2 protein-coding genes (1 of these 2 running past the window's edge) are annotated in these 17,430 nt (G+C 48.0%); both read right to left on the bottom strand.

All coding sequences use genetic code 11. From position 1 onward, the window contains the following. A protein-coding gene (locus MMB75_RS02950) for an SDR family NAD(P)-dependent oxidoreductase (RefSeq protein ID WP_103042523.1) crosses the window boundary here: on the bottom strand, positions 1–6,317 show its 5' portion. 13,453 nt of this gene lie to the left of the window's left edge; the window shows 6,317 of its 19,770 coding nt (coding positions 1–6,317); its start codon is at positions 6,315–6,317; the stop codon falls past the left edge of the window. Beyond that, on the bottom strand, positions 6,301–17,430 hold the full coding sequence (locus MMB75_RS02945) for a non-ribosomal peptide synthetase (protein ID WP_103042524.1): 11,130 nt from the start codon (positions 17,428–17,430) through the stop codon (positions 6,301–6,303). The genes MMB75_RS02950 and MMB75_RS02945 overlap by 17 nt, the downstream gene beginning before the upstream one ends.

The raw sequence follows: 17,430 nt of genomic DNA, 5'->3' as shown, positions 1-17,430 counted from the left end.
AGGACAATTTTCCCAATCCCTGCGATGCCCGCTGCCGCCTCCAAATGTCCGATGTTGGACTTCACAGAGCCCACGGCGCAAAATCCCTTGTCTGCCGTGTCCTTTCTGAAGGCCTGGGTCAAACCGGTCACTTCAATGGGATCTCCCAATTCTGTGCCAGTTCCGTGAGCTTCGATATAGCTGATGGTCCGGGCATGTACCCCGGCTCGTTCCAGAGCCGACCGGATCAGCTCCCCTTGAGCAATCGGGTTAGGCACGGTATACCCGTTGGTCTTGCCTCCATGGTTGATGCTCGTTCCCCGGATGACCGCATGGATCGGGTCCCCATCTGCTATCGCCTTCGACAACGGCTTCAATAGCACGACCCCCACACCTTCTCCTGGGACAAAGCCGTTGCCTCCCTTTCCGAAGCTCTTGCACTGTCCGTCTACGGACAGCATCTGATTCGCACAAAGTCCGACATAACTCAGCGGATGCAGATACAGGTTCACTCCTCCTGCCATGGCCAACTCGCATTCTCCGCGGTACAGATGCTCACACGCTTCATGAATCGCGGTCAATGAGGATGAACACATCGTATCCACTGGCATGCTCGGCCCCTGCAAATTAAACAGGTACGAAATCCGGTTGGCTACTGAGCTAAAGGAAGTGTGAGGGAATATTTGCGCTCCCTTCCTCCACAGATCAAGACCATATAAATCAAATCCTGTTTTGGTAATTCCCGCAAACACACCTACACGGCTGTTATGTCGTACCGCAAGCTGTTCTCTGGTGTAGCCCGCGTCCTCCATCGCTTCCCAGCAGGCTTCAATAAACAGCCGTTCCTGAGGGTCCATGCTAAGTGCTTCCCGCGGTGCAATATTGAAAAACAATGGGTCGAATTCAGCAAATCCCTCGATAAAGCCACCCCACTTGCTATAGCTTTTGCCATGTGAAGCCGCTTCCTCTTTATCAGGATGGAAGAATCCTTCTAGTTTCCAGCGTTCCTGCGGGATTTCGCTGACACAATCCTTCCCTGCCTTGAGATTTTCCCAATATTCATTCATATCCCTCGAACCTGGATACTTTCCTGCCATACCAATGATGGCGATCGGCTCTCGTGTTTCCTCTGCGACAGACTCCGCGCAGCTTCGAACAGGCTTCACATAGCTACGGCTGGACTTCGTTGTCACCGTCTCCGCAATCGTTTGCTCCGCAACTGGCGTGCTTTCTTCTTCAGCGTACCGGCCTGTCGCAGCCGTTTCCTCTACCAGTTCCTTGTCCAGACTCATTCCAACCCACTGCATGCACTCCGGTGCGTATTCCGACACCAAATATTCCGCCAAGGCACGCAAGGTCTGATACTCATAAAACAGCGTCTTGGATAGCTCGCCAAAGGATTCTGCCAGCTTGGCATTGAGCTGGGTAATCATAATCGAATCAATCCCATAACGCTCTAGCGGTTCTTGGGCTTCAATGCTACCGACGCTCAGACGGGTCACCTCTCCCAATAGCGCCTTGAGATGATACAAGGTTTTATCGTACAGTAAACCCGCATCCAGCTTCGGCGCAGATGCCTGTATCGCACGGATACCGGCCTGCGAGACGGCTTTCGCCAGATAGGCCTCGATTTTCTCAGGCTCTCCTTCCAAGACCATCACCTGATCCTTGCTTGAGGTCAGGCATTGGTACAACGCCTGAATGCCCGACTCGGTCTGTAGAGGCGTAATGCCCATGTTCTGTCTCATGAGCTTTTCCGTATCCGCGTCAATCATCATCCCGCCTTCTTTCCACAGCGGCCAGCGGATGGATAGCGTCCGGCCCCGCCGTTGCTGGGCTTCCACCAGGGTATTCCGGTATGCTGCGTACGCATCCATAAAGGCGTTGGCGGTGGCATAATCGGCCTGTCCCGGATTGCCCATACTGCCCGAGATGGAGGAAAAGAGCACGAAGAAGTCCAAATCCTGACCGCTGCTCGCCTCATCTAGATGAACCAGCCCTTTAACCTTCGGACCCAGCACCTCGATAAATTCTTCCCTGCTTTTCTTGAGAATGAAGTTATCGTGAATGACCCCAGCGCAGTGGATAATCCCATGAACACGCCCGAATTCTTCCTGAATGCTTTCCAACAAGCTGGTAACCGTGTTCCTGTCGGTGATATCCCCCTGCTTGTATACTACTCTGGCTCCTGAGGACTCCAGCTCCTTCAGCCGGGTTTGTCTGTTGCCGTCCAGTGGCGAGCGGCCTGTCAGGATTAAGGTTGCTGCTTGGGTGCGCCGAACCAGTTCTTCGGCAACAAGCAGCCCCAGGCCGCCAGAGCCGCCGGTAATGAGATACACGCCACCGTCTCTCCATGGCAGCTTCTCTTCTGACCGAGATGGCTCCAACCTGTTCCAGCAAGCGGTTTTGCGTTGACCGCCCTCATAGCGAATCCATCCATCCACCGGACTGCGGCTGTTTTCCTCCAGCTTCGCCAGCAGGAGTTCCGCAGATTCTCCCTGTTCCACTTCGATCAATTGGCCGATGAGTTTTGGATTTTCCAGTCGGGCGGTCTTCAGCAGACCCGAAAGTCCTGAAAAGAGCCGCCCTTCTCCAGCCGCCGTCACGACAAGCTGAACCAGCACCCTTCCAGCAGGCTTGTCTTTGAGCAGGCCCTGGATGCTCTCAAAGGCCTGAACGGCATAGGCCTGAAACCGCTCATCCACCCGGCTCTTCCCGGATGAGAAGGCCAAGATCTGCGCTGCTCCGTTCAATCGCGCTTCGAGCCGTTCAGGTAAAGCCTTGTCCGGCTCACACAGCAAGATGATACGGCGGTCGTAGGTAGGTGCTTCCACCTCTGGCGATACGTCCTGCTCCTTCCAAACTGGCTCCAGCAGCAGGGTATGGGTAGCTGTAGCCACAGGTTTTGCCTCTGCTCTAGAAATCGTTGATTTGGTTTCACTTTCTATACTTATGCTTTTAGCCATTTGGGTTTCATTCCCAGGCGCCCAATACCGCTCTTTTGCAAAAGGATAAGTCGGTAGTGGGATTCTGCAATACGGTTCATTTGAAAACAAACGTTCAAAGTCTAACGGATATCCCTGAACATATAAATCCGCAATCGTAGTTAAAAGCTCCAAATACTCGCGGGCTTCACCTGCATTTTGACAGTTTTGAATACATTCATTTCCATATCTCTTCAATGACGTTTGAATGCGTTGGTCTTTTTCGTGTAGTTCAGAATAATAAACTTGAGAAGAATTGCCTTTTTCCAGCCACCTTTTAAGGGACATGACAAGCTCACCTTGATTGCGGGCAACACATGCAAGCCGATGATTGCAGTGCTTTCTCCCAAGCAATAATGTATAGCTCATGTTACCGCAGTCTGCCTCAGGCTCCTGTTCGCAATAGGCAATCAGTTGCTCCACCTGACGGCGTAATTGTTGTGAAGTCCGGGCGGACAGCGGAATGAAATAAGCCGGCTTTTCGCAATGTCTTCGTTTCGTATGTGGAGCCTCTCCGATGACCAGGTGGGCATTAGTACCACTGGCACCAAAGGAGCTGACCGCAGCACAGCGTCTGGCTTCAGGCTCAATCAGCCAATTCTGCAACTGCGTATTGACATAAAAAGGGCTGTCCGCAAACTGAATATTAGAATTGCCTGATTGGAAATGAAGTGAAGGCGGAATCTGCTCATGCTTTAATGACAATAACAGCTTAATTACTCCTGTGATTCCTGCCGCAATTTGCGTATGACCGATATTCGTTTTAATGGACCCGATCGCGCAAAATCCCTTCTTGTCCGTATACTTTCTAAATGTTCGCGTCAATGCCTGATATTCAATTGGATCACCCAATTTGGTACCTGTCCCATGTGCTTCCACCAATTGGATTTGCTCTGGATGAATATGAAAAGTATCGTACACATATTGCTCCAGCCGCTCCTGAGACTTCTGGCTTGGTGCAGTAAGTCCATTCGTGGTACCGTCCTGATTGATTCCTGAGCCTAAAATTACCCCATAGATGTGGTCACCATCGGCAACTGCTTCCTCAAGCCGTTTGAGTACAACCGCGCCAACAGCCTCTCCTGGAACCATTCCGTCCGCCCTGTCATCAAAGGTATAACAGTGCCCTGTGTGAGACAGCATTCCTGCTCTGTCACCGTATAAATAGCAACGAGGGGTTGTATGAATATACACCCCGCCAGCTAAAGCCATATCCGTTTCTCCAGACCATAAGCTTTGGCAAGCAAGATGGGTGGCAACTAGCGAACTCGAACAAGCTGTATCTACAGCTATTGCCGGTCCGTGAAGATTCAAGTAGTAGGAAATTCTGGCGGGTATCACGGAGCCCATATGGCCCCACAGTGCTTGCGGAGGCAGGTCTTCACCCAGCAATCGCTGGTAATCGCCTTCGGCACAGCCTACATAAACTCCGCACCGACGCCCATCCATCCCTGCACCCGCATAGCCCGCATCCTCTAGAGCATGCCATGCTTCCTCGAGAAACAACCGCTGCTGCGGATCCATGTAAGTTGCTTCCAGTCCGGAAATATTGAAAAAAAGCGGATCGAACTTATCAATATCCTCCAAAAAGCTTCCATAATTGCAGTAACTCGTATTTTTTTCCTGGTATTTTGAAAGATCCCACCGAGTTACCTCTTTTACTAAATCGTCGCCATTCTTAAGGTGATTCCAAAGCTCATCTACATTGTCAGACCCGGCAAACCGCCCGCTCATTCCAATAATCGCAATCGGCTCTCTTTGCGCCAAGCTTTTTCCTGTATTCTCCTGTTTAGGTCTTTCTGGCTCAATCGATGCACTTGCCGTTTGAACCGGATTAAACATATATTCCTTTTCCTTAGGCGCTTGGGTTTCACGGCTTGTATCTTTCCCATCCTCTATTGGATCAGCATAGTGTCCCAAAACTGGTAAAACGATGTCGCCGAATTGGCCTAAAATGTATAACGTCAGTTGTTTGACCGAACTGTAATCAAAGATGTCTGTAGTCTGCAAATGAATGCCCAGCCCCTGATTAACATCCTGTACAAAGTTGACGCCAAGAATAGAGTCCAGGCCATAATCTGCGAATGACTCATGGACATCAATCATTGAAATGTCCACATTCAAGGCCTCTGCCAACTTCTCTACAATAAGTTCCCTGACATGCTCTTCAGCCATCTCATCGGTTACATCAGCAGCTGATTGAGTCCCTGTGTCACGCTGTTCTAATGGAGGCTTGCCCTGTTCAAGCTTCTGTTGGTCCCGAAGCATCCCATCGCTAAGCTTACCATCGCTTTCAGCCACAATAATTTGCTGGCCTATTTCATGCGCTTCCTGAGCGGGGAAGAAGACCGACCGGAACCCCTCGCTTTCCAATACCTCCTGCCAACGTTCAGGGTATAAACCGGGAGAGCCTGGAATACGCAGCTCGGGGTCATTATAAAGCCACCATCCCTCCAGCAGGCCAAAGGTTAGGTGGTTTAACAGCGAGTTTCCACTGATTTCATTGATAAGAATCAGGCCGTTTTTTCGCAGCGATGCTTTGACATTGCCTAATGTCTGCCGAATGTTCCTCGTAGCGTGCAGGACATTGGTGGCAATTGCAATATCATATCCGCCCGTGTCGATATCTTGTCCCACAGCCGACTCTTCCACATTAAAAATTTTATAAGTCAAGTAAGGATTTTGCGGGCCGTACTCTTTTTGCGCATGCAATAAAAATGCTCTGGATTTATCGGTATAACAGTATTCACGAATATGCTCCTGATAAGGTCGAAGCTTCCGGAAGAGCATAGCGCCGGTTCCTCCAGTGCCTGCACCAATTTCAATAATTCGAATCGACCCTGACGGGTCATGCTTAAGCCGTTCATTCAAGTAGGAAACTACAATATCCCCCAGCACTTCATTAAAGTAATCTGCTGCAGGACTATTTTTATATATACCTTCTACCAGCTTCATAGAGGACTGAGGAAAAACAATGTCAGTGGCAGGTATGTTTCCGGTTAAAATTTCCGGCAGCTTGCGCAATGTTGATTCTACGAGTACAACCCAGGCCGAGAGATCCGGATTTTTCAGCCATTCCCCTTTCTTCAATTCCCATTCCTTCCATACAGCCTGCAGATCAACCAAAGCTGTATCCGTTACGCTATAAGAGTCTCCTTTACGGTAAAAATAATGATTCCGCGCCAATACCTCTATGCTTTCTTCAAGCCAGCGATCATATAAATTCAGCAATGCTGTTTTGGTTTTAAAATCATTAATCATAGCTTTCTTGTCCATATGTGCATAGGGGCATAATCCCATCAATTGCAAATAACCCCATAGCAATTTGCATAAGACATCATTCATTTCCTTCATCTGTAAGCCTCCTCATCCGATTAGTCCCTCGCGTCGTCCCATCCTGTTCCGAGTAAGCTTGGTTGTCGACCATAGTCGAAGGAATTCTTTCGTATTCAGCCGCTAGATAAGAAATATCTGGCATCTTCTTCATTTTGACACTGGTGGAAATATGGCTCTGAATATTCTGGATATACGAAGGAATAGCTTCGGAATTTGGATCTTCGCTTTCTTTTTCATACTTTTGCGAAATATTTGCCGCTGTCTCAGGTGTTTTTTGATCAACAAATATATCTGTTGGCTGTACAGATTTGGTAGATTCAATGGAAGCCTGCTTGGTTTTAATATCCGTGATCCAATACCGCTCCTTTGCAAAAGGATAGGCTGGCAGACTTATTCGCTGCGGCTTGGCATCTCCATAAAGCATGCTCCAGTCCATCGCCAGTCCCTTTACCCAAAGATTCACTATCTTCGCGTATTTCCGTTTCCCGATCCAGGCAGCGATTGTTTTTTCCATATCTTCATCTTCTAACAGTGCGGACAGTGCCTCTTTGTTTCGCTTGACCTGTCCTCGATACAGCTCGGAAATCCCGTCGTGGCCTTCCAAGAATCTTTGCAGCTTTTCCACCAGTTTCGGTAGCGATTCAGCAATGACCGCCAGGCGTTCTTCCATCGCTTCACGTCCTACCTGGAGCGTGTAGGCTGCATCCGCCAGATTGCCCTCTGTGACCTCTCCTTTCCCGATCACGGACAGCAATCTCTCGACCTGCTGCTTCAGCCGTTCCTCATTTTTGGCCGACAATACGATAATCACAGGATGGTGAGCTGTTACACGAATGGGCATCTTCTCTTCTGGAACGTACTCCTCGATGATGACATGGGCATTGGCGCCTCCTGCTCCAAACGATGAAATCCCTGCCATTCTCGGGTATTCCCGTGTCTCTCCATCGAGCTCAACCACCGGCCGCTTCCATTCTTCCAGCTCCTGCTGGACGACAAACGGCGTCTGCTCAAAAGCAATGTTCGGATTTAATTCCTGGGCATGCAGGCTGGGAACCAGCGTCCGGTTTTTCATCTGCAGGACAATTTTCCCAATCCCTGCGATGCCCGCCGCCGCCTCCAAATGTCCGATGTTGGACTTCACAGAACCCACAGCACAAAATCCCTTATCTGCCGTATCCTTTCTGAAGGCTTGGGTCAGACCGGTCACTTCAATCGGATCTCCCAGTTCTGTGCCAGTTCCGTGAGCTTCGATATAGCTGATGGTCCGGGCATGTACCCCGGCTCGTTCCAGGGCCGACCGGATCAGCTCCCCTTGAGCAGTCGGGTTAGGCACGGTATACCCGTTGGTCTTGCCTCCATGGTTGATGCTCGTTCCCCGGATGACCGCATGGATCGGGTCTCCATCTGCTATCGCCTTCGACAGCGGCTTCAATAGCACGACCCCCACGCCTTCTCCTGGGACAAAGCCGTTGCCTCCCTTTCCGAAGCTCTTGCACTGTCCGTCTACGGACAGCATCTGATTCGCACAAAGTCCGACATAGCTCAGCGGATGCAGATACAGGTTCACTCCTCCTGCCATAGCCAGCTCGCATTCTCCGCGGTACAGATGCTCACACGCTTCATGAATCGCAGTCAACGAGGACGAACACATCGTATCCACCGGCATGCTCGGCCCTTGCAAATTAAACAGGTACGAAATCCGGTTGGCTACCGAGCTAAAGGATATTTGGGGAAATATTTTGGCCCCCATCTTCCATAATTCCGGCCCATAAAGCTCGTAGCCCGTTTTGGTAATTCCCGCAAACACACCTACACGGCTGTTATGTCGTACCGCAAGCTGTTCTCTGGTGTAGCCTGCGTCCTCCATCGCTTCCCAGCAAGCTTCAATAAACAGCCTTTCCTGAGGATCCATGCTGAGGGCTTCTCGCGGTGCAATATTGAAAAACAATGGGTCGAATTCCGCAAAGCCTTCGATAAAGCCGCCCCACTTGCTGTAGCTTTTGCCATCAGCTACCGCTTCCTGTTTGTCAGGCTGGAAGAATCCTTCCAGTTTCCAGCGTTCCTGCGGGATTTCGCTGACACAATCCTTTCCTGCCTTGAGATTTTCCCAATATTCGTTCATGTCCCTCGAACCTGGATACTTTCCTGCCATGCCAATGATGGCGATCGGTTCTCGTGTTTCCTCTGCGCCAAGTTCCGCGTAACTTCGAATCGGCTCCACGTAGCTTCTGGACTTCGCTGCCGCCTCTTCCGCTATCGTCTGCCCCGCAATTTGCGTGCTTTCTTCTTCAGCGTACCGGGCTGTCGCAGCCGTTTCCTCTACCCGTTCCTTGTCCGTGCTCATTCCAACCCATTGCATGCACTCCGGTGCATATTCCGCCACTAAATGTTCTGCCAGGGCACGCAGGGTCTGGTACTCATAAAATAGCGTCTTGGATAGCTCCCCAAAAGACTCTGCCAGCTTGGCATTGAGCTGGGTAATCATAATCGAATCGATGCCATAGCGCTCTAGCGGTTCTTGGGCTTCAATGCTACCGATGCTCAGCCGGGTCACCTCTCCCAATAGCGCCTTGAGATGATACAAGGTTTTATCGTACAGTAAACCCGCATCCAGCTTCGATCCAGCTGCCTCTACCGCACAGATGCCGGCCTGCGAGACGGCTTTCGCCAGATAGGCCTCGATTTTCTCTGGCTCTCCTTCCATGACCATCACCTGATCCTTGCTTGAGGTCAGGCATTGGTACAACGCCTGAATGCCCGACTCGGTCTGTAGAGGCGTAATGCCCATGTTCTGTCTCATGAGTTTTTCTGTGTCCGCGTCAATCCTCATCCCGCCTTCTTTCCACAGCGGCCAGCGGATGGATAGCGTCCGGCCCCGCCGTTGCTGGGCTTCCACCAGGGTATTCCGGTATGCTGCGTACGCATCCATAAAGGCGTTGGCGGTGGCATAATCGGCCTGTCCCGGATTGCCCATACTGCCCGAGATGGAGGAAAAGAGCACGAAGAAGTCCAAATCCTGACCGCTGCTCGCCTCATCTAGATGAACCAGCCCTTTAACCTTCGGACCCAGCACCTCGATAAATTCTTCCCTGCTTTTCTTGAGAATGAAGTTATCGTGAATGACCCCAGCGCAGTGAATAATCCCGTGAACACACCCGAATTCTTCCTGAATGCTTTCCAACAAGCTGGTAACCGTGTTCCTGTCGGTGATATCCCCCTGCTTGTACACTACTCTGGCTCCTAAGGACTCCAGCTCCTTCAGCCGGGTTTGTCTGTTGCCGTCCAGTGGCGAGCGGCCTGTCAGGATTAAGGTTGCTTTTCGGGCGTGCCGAACCAGTTCTTCGGCAACAAGCAGCCCCAGGCCGCCAGAGCCGCCGGTAATGAGATACACGCCACCGTCTCTCCATGGCAGCTTCTCTTCTGGCCGAGACGACTCGAACCTGCTCCAGCAAGCGGTTTTGCGTTGACCACCCTCATAGCGAATCCATCCATCCACCGGACTGCGGCTGTTTTCTTCCAGCTTCGCCAGCATGCTTTCCGCAGATTCTCCCTGTTCCACTTCGATCAATTGGCCGATGAGTTTTGGATTTTCCAGTCGGGCGGTCTTCAGCAGACCCGAAAGTCCTGAAAAGAGCCGCCCTTCTCCAGCCGCCATCACGACAAGCTGAACCAGCACCCTTCCGGCAGGCTTGTCTTTGAGCAGGCCCTGGATGCTCTCAAAGGCCTGAACTGCATAGGCCTGAAACCGCTCATCCACCCGGCTCTTCCCAGATGAGAAGGCCAAGACCTGTGCCGCTCCGTTCACTCGCGCTTCAAGCCGTTCAGGTAAAGCCTCGTCCGGCTCACACAGTAAGATGATACGGCGGTCGTAGGCAGGGGCTTCGACCTCTGGAGGTACGTCCTGCTCCTTCCAGACTGGCTCAAACATCAGAGTTTGGCTGGCTGCAGTCGCAGGTGCTTCCGCCACTGCTCTGACCCTTGCTGCTCCAGCCTCAACCTCAGGAGCCCAGCAGCGTTGCTGAGCAAAAGGATACGTAGGCAGACTGATTCTTTTCGGTCGCATATCGTAATATAGTGATTTCCAATCGATATGGAAGCCTTTGGCCCATAGCTCTGCCAGCTTGTTCATTTCACGATTTGAGATCCATTTGCTCACTAATTCCTTGAACACTTCTTCCTGTTCAAACCATTGCATTGAATCTTGCTGGTTATTTTCTCCCCTCCAGCAATTCTCGATATGTTCTTGTCCATTCGCGAACGAATCCAATTTTTGCACCAGCTCGCTCGTATTCTTGACGATAAACGCTACCCGACATTTCATTGCCATTCGTCCTGTTTGAAGCGTAAAAGATACATCCGACAAATTGATTTCTTGAGAAGCTGTCAAGAAAGCCGAGAGGTCCCCAGCATATGCCTTAAGGCGCTGATCATTTTTGGCAGACAAAGGAACAAGATACTTAGCAGCATCGTTCACCAAACTGGATTTAGAACGTTCGGGTTCATCATTAGCTACAAATTGTTCGAAAATGGCATGAGCATTCGTTCCGCCTATGCCAAAGGAGCTTAGCGCCGCTCGATGGGGAACTGACGCTTGTTCCCATTTCCGCAGTTTATCAACAACATAAAAAGGCGATTCAGATAAATGGATATCGGTATTGGGTGTATCATAATTAAGCGTAGGAGGAATCTCATTATGGTATAAGCTTAAAGCGACTTTAATACACCCCGCCAGACCTGCTGCAGTGTCCAAATGTCCGATATTGGTTTTGACCGATCCAATACCACAAAACTGTTTTTTGGCTGTATACTGCCTGAATGTATCATTCAGGGCAGCAAATTCAACCGGATCGCCCAATTTGGTTCCTGTTCCATGTGTCTCAATATAACTGATCGTTTCGGGATGAATTCCGGTTGATTCGATCGTCTTCTGAATAACTTCAGACTGACCCTTAACACTTGGAGCATAAAACCCTAGTTTGTCAGTCCCATCGTTGTTCACGCTAACCCCTCGTAAAATCGTATAAATATGGTCACCGTCTCTAATGGCATCCAGCGTTTTTTTCAGTAGAACAACTCCAACCCCTTCTCCGCCAATCATTCCGTCTGCCGAATCGTCAAAAGCTCTAATATGGCCATCACTAGAAAAGTTCAAGCCAGGCTGATATACATAACCTAAGCTGTTGAAAGGAAAGATTGTTGACGCTCCAACCAACGCGTATTTTGCTTCACCAGACAACAGGCTTTGCGAAGCTAGACGCAGTCCGACTAACGAAGAAGAACAGTTGGAATGCACAAATAAGCTGGGACCTTTAAATCCTAATTTATGAGAGATCATAGTAGGAATGGTCCCGCCTTGTGCCAAAATCCAGGTTACATATTCATCCGCATTCTTCAGGACATTAGGTGATTGCGATGCCAAATTAGGAATAAAGGCTTGATAAAAGCTGCTGCTCGCCGACATATACACGCTGGTTTCAGGAATCTCTTTGGAAACATAGCCAGCATCTTCAACGGCCTTCCATGCATGCTGTAGCAGCAATTTCATCTGAGGATCCATAAATTCTGCATTTTTCTGGGACAAATTAAAAAACTCAGGGTCGAAATACTCTTTTCCCTCAATCGTGCATTGTCCGGGTACATAGTTTGGATGCTCGACAATCTCTCTCTCCAGCCCTAACTGGGCTAGTTCTTCCTCAGAAAAGTACCGGACACTTTCCACCCCTGCCCTCAAATTGCTCCAAAACTCAACGTGGTTTTTCGCACCCGGAAAATGGGATGAAATTCCTATAATTGCGATACTATCCTCATAATAATCAGGGTAGGATGGTTTATGTTCATCTTTCTCCGAGTCTAATCCCTGTGAAATGGTATTTTTAGCAGTATCTGTTTGTTCTGTTGCAGAAGCTGGTGCCTCGCCTTTTACTTTCGTAATATAGGCACTAAGTTCCCTAACCGTTGGATACTTGAACAATGCTGTCACCGAAATATCACATTCCAGCTTGTCCTTGATCCTTCTAATCATCTCTGCGGCTGAAAAAGAATTTCCGCCCACGTCGAAAAAAGCATCATCCGTACTTAGATGATCGATATCCAGAAGCTTTTTCCATATTGTTAAAACTTGTTGTTCAACATCCGATTGCGGCAAATGGATTTTTCTTGTTGCTGTCGCCAGCTCGACCCTACGACCCATTAATTCCTTCCGATCTATTTTGCCATTCGGGGTCAATGGCAGCTTGTCCAGTTCGATAAAGAATGCTGGAATCATATAATAAGGCAAGAATGCTTTTAAATAATTTCGTACTTCTTTCGGATCAAGTGAGGATTCCCCGAACTGAGAGTTGTTGCGTAAATAGTAGGCGACAAGCTGCTTATCCCCTCCTTGTTCCTTGGCGATCACGACACATTCATCAATTCCCGGATATGTTCTGACCTGACCTTCAACTTCACTTAGCTCAATTCGAAACCCGCGGATTTTCACTTGATAATCCATCCGACCCAAATATTCAATGGAACCGTCAGAAAGCCACTTGCATAAATCTCCGGTTCTATAGAGCTTAGTTCCGGGCTTGAATGGGTTGTCAATAAACTTTTCATCCGTAAGCACCGGCTGATTCAGATAGCCTCTGGCCAAGCCATTGCCCGAAATGAAAAGCTCACCCGGAAATCCGATAGGTACAGGTCTAAGAAGCTGATCCAAAATATAAATCTGGGTGTTGGCAATAGGCTTACCGATCGAAATCGGCTTGTCGGCGGTAATCGTTTGAATTGTAGACCAAATCGTCGTCTCAGTCGGACCGAACATATTCCATGCGTCACCGTTGTTATGCACAAAATAAGATTTCAATGTTTCCGAAAGTGCTTCTCCGCCACAGAGCATTTTCATATTTTCTTCGTTCTTCCAGCCAGCTTGAAAAAGCATGGTCCAAGTCACAGGTGTTGCCTGCATCATTGTCGGTTTTATTTTTTGAATCTCCTGCTTGAGTCTTTCGGCATCCTTAGCTTTTTCAGAACTGCAAACATAGCATTGAGCGCCTTTAATCAAAGGTAGATATAACTCCAGTCCCGCGATGTCAAAGCAATACGTTGTCACTGCAAGCAGTTTATCCTGCTCTGTTATGCCTGGCTTTTCTCCCATGGAAAGAAGAAAGTTGGTCAACGCTTTGTGTGGGATCATGACCCCTTTGGGTTTCCCTGTACTTCCAGAGGTATATATCACATATGCCAAATGGCTAGGCTGCACTTCCCGTTTGAGTGTCTTTCTCCCCTTTATACTACTTGTAAGAAGATCCCAATCGTTATCAAGAACAATGCAGTTCACATGACTCCCTGCCAGCCGAGATACTTTTTCCAACAATCCCGATTGCGTAATGACAAGGGATGCATTGGAATCCTGCAGCATATACTCCAATCGATCCTCGGGATAGTCCGGATCAAGCGGCACATAGGCTCCTCCCGCCAGAAGGATTCCCAACAGCCCAATGACCATTTCTAAAGACCGTTCCATGCAAATTCCTACCAGCGTATCAGGGGTAACGCCCTGATTTTGCAAATATAGAGCGAGCAATGTGCTCTTTTCTTTTAATTCCCGATAGGTAAGCGATTGTTCTTCATACACGACTGCAATAGCGTCAGGCGTTTTCCTTGCCTGTTTTATGAATAATTCAGGGAAGCATTTATCTGGATAACTTATTTCGGTCGCATTCCAGTCATAAAGGACGCTGTTCTTTTCCTCTTGCAAAAGTAATGAATAGTCCTGCAGGGCAGCTGTAGGATTGCTCATAAGTGCTTCCGCTAATCCGATGTAACGCTCAGCCATCTGTACGATGGTTGATTCATCGAACAAACCGGAACGGTATTTGATATTTAATGTCAGCTCTTCTTCCTGCTCCAGCAGCTCCAATACCAGCTCATATTCACCTTCCTGGTGAATTTCCTCTACCAACTCAACGGTAAAGCTATCGCTATACGGCGCACAAAGCTGCTGCAAGCTTGAAGTTTGCAGAAAATTTTGGTAAGAAAAAACTGCCTGAAAAACAGGCGAGCTCGCCTGCAAACGTGGCACATTTAATGCTCGAACCAGAGCCGGAAAAGGATAAGGAGCATGATCCATCCCATTGACTACGGTGATTTGCAATTTTTTCATAAAATCCAGGAATGTCTCTGTTTCCGACACTTGGCTGCGTATTGGAAGCATATTGACAAAATATCCGATTAATTGATCAAAACGCTCCTCTGGTCGTACCATAACTGGCATTCCAACGATGATGTCTTCCTGTTTCGAATACTGGTTAAGCAATATCACATACATACCTAACAAGACGGTAGACAAGCTCATATATTGCGTACGGGCGAAAGATTTTACCCGATTGACCCAATCAACTGGAAGCCGCTTGGTGTATGTTTGTCCTTCCATGCTCGGAGTCAGAAAACCTGAGCGGTTATATGGAAGCTCTAGAGTCGGTAAAGCATCCGACAGTTGTTGCTTCCAATAGGAAAAATGCTTTTCCCCTTCTGCACTCGCCAGCATCGTTTGTTCCCATTCCACAAAATCGTTATAGCTCGCGGCAGGTGGTAAAACGACTGGTCTCTTTCCTTGTCCCAAGTCCTTATATGCATCTAAAAAGCTTTGAATAAAAAGGATGAAAGAACTACCATCAAAAATAATATGATGGATGACCACCAGTATGAAATGTTCTTGTTCGGACCTGGACATCAGATAAACACGCATCAAAGGGTCCTGTTCCAGCGCGAATGGCTGCTTTGCCTTGCTCCGAATAAAGGGAATGATTTCATCCGCTTTCAAGCTTGAAATATCCTCTATCTGCATATTGAACGGCTGAGCAGACTCCAGCTTTTGATAAGGTGTCCCATTATCCTCTTCAATCACACTTTTTAGAATAGGATATTGCTCTAAAACGGTGTGGAAAGCCTGTTTAACGTTCTCTATCTCAACTTTCGTATTAAATCGGAGACATATTGGTACATTGTAAGCATTTATTTCAGGATACATTTTATGTAATAGCCACAACCCTTTTTGAACTTCAGAAAGTGGATTCTGTTGCAAACCATGCAGGATTGTTTCGGTCTTGATCTCTACAACCGGTTTATCTTTTTCAATCTTTTTGGCTAAATAAGCCGATAGTAGTTGAATCGTTGGGTACTCTAGAATTTCTCTTGCATTAACCTTGATCGGATAAGATTTTTCAATGCCGCGTATGAGCTTCATGATAAGAATGGAATCGATGCCATAACCGTGAATATTTTTATTCAAATCCATTGCCTCGGACTCCAAATTCAGTTCCCGTTGCAAAAATTGCACCATATATTCCTGAATCTTCAGCTGTATCAACGAAACAGCGTCTACAGTAGCATCCGTTTCTCCAATACCCGAATACGCTGTTGAGAGTGCACTCCGATATTGATAAAGTGCCCTAAGCTCTTGTTTGATGTAAGCATTACGGCAAACCTTTCTTTGGATTTTCCCGCTCCCCGTTTTGGGAATACTACCTTTTGGCAGCAAATATATATCATAAATCTCAAGTTGATGTGTCCCAGATACGGCATTTAACATCTTTTCGACCAGTCGTTTATATTCCTGCTTATGAAGGGACGTTTCAATCTCTTGTACGACGATTACCTTTTCCTGGCCTTTGACTTCAGAGGCAAATACAGCGATAGGCAAGGTCAACTCCGGCATATTCTTTTGGATGGTCCATTCAATATCGACAGCATGATGATTTTTGCCGTGAATGATAATGACTTCCTTCTCTCTGCCGATGACATAAATATGATTGTCTGCAATAAAGCCAAGGTCACCTGTACGGAAAAAACCGCCTTCTCGTGTACTGGAAAGTACCGCCTCAAAAGTGCTGTCCGTTTCTTGCTTCCTATTTAAATAACCCTCTGCCATCCGATCGGATTTAATCCAAATCTCGCCGATTTCCTCTGGCAGGCATAGCATATGACTTTCAGGATGAACAATCCGTATTTCTGTCGGAGCTTCGATCTCCCCGCAACTGACAACGGACTTCGATGGGTTCTTCTCATCTGTGTATTGGACTCTTCTTTGCTCCAAGCTAGGAATATCCAAATTAAGAAATCTCATCGACTGGCCCGGTTTTACACTGGTAACAGGACACAGCTCAGATAAGCCAAGAAGAGGACAAAATATATCTTCTTTAAGCCCCAATGCCCGGAAATGATGGACAAAATTTTCGTAACTTTCCTTCCGAATGGGCTCACCTGCACATATAATAGCTTGAAGATGGTGCAAAGAATATTCCTGTAGTAAAGCTACGTCCAAGGTGGAGCAGCAGTAATCGAATGCAAAGTTTGGCGCAGCCGTATGGGTAGCCTGATACTTGTCAATCATCTGAATCCAGTGCTCCGGATTTTTAGCAAAGCTTTCTGGCGGGAGAATAATGCTTGAGGCGCCATTCAATAGCGGTACCAAAATATTGTTTTGCAGTCCAAAAGCATGGAATTGCGGCATCCAGGAAACGATACGGCTATTTTGGTCAATTCTCCATTGCTCAGCCTTAACCTGATTCATCAAACATCTATGGCTGAGAATTACACCTTTAGGCAGTGATGTAGAGCCTGATGTGTACAGCAAAAGGGCCATATCTTCAGGTGCTGGCATTCTCATCTTTATATCTTCGTGGGCGGCGCTCTCTTGAAGAATCTCATCAATATTTAGGATACGAAACGTTCTATACTCCGGTTGTGTTTGGAGAAAAGCTTTGAAGGCAGTATTTGTTATGATACATACAGCCCCGGAATCCGTTTGAATAGGCTTTATTTTCTCAAGCATTTTTTCATCTGGCTCTGCTGCTGTAATGGGTGTAGGGATGGCTACGATGTTTGCATAAAAACATGCCAGCATGCTGCTGATATATCCCAGACCCTGAGGAAATACAAGGAGCGCTCTTTCCTGCGCAGCCAGTTCTTTCATTAGAATGTTGCCCAAAGTTTGCACTTGCAGCAAAAGCGTGGTCCCCGTAAGAACGTGAGGATGCTCTCCTTCATTCTCAAAAGTAAACAACTCTGTTTCAGGAAATTGCCGGCAAGTTTCCATAAAAGAAAGGATCGGGATATTAAAGTCTGATCTTTGATCATGTTTACGTGTCAT

This window comes from Paenibacillus sp. P2(2022), from assembly GCF_029522175.1.
Taxonomy (GTDB): Bacteria; Bacillota; Bacilli; order Paenibacillales; family Paenibacillaceae; genus Paenibacillus; species Paenibacillus polymyxa.
This window is presented reverse-complemented; position numbering and strand designations above follow the sequence as displayed.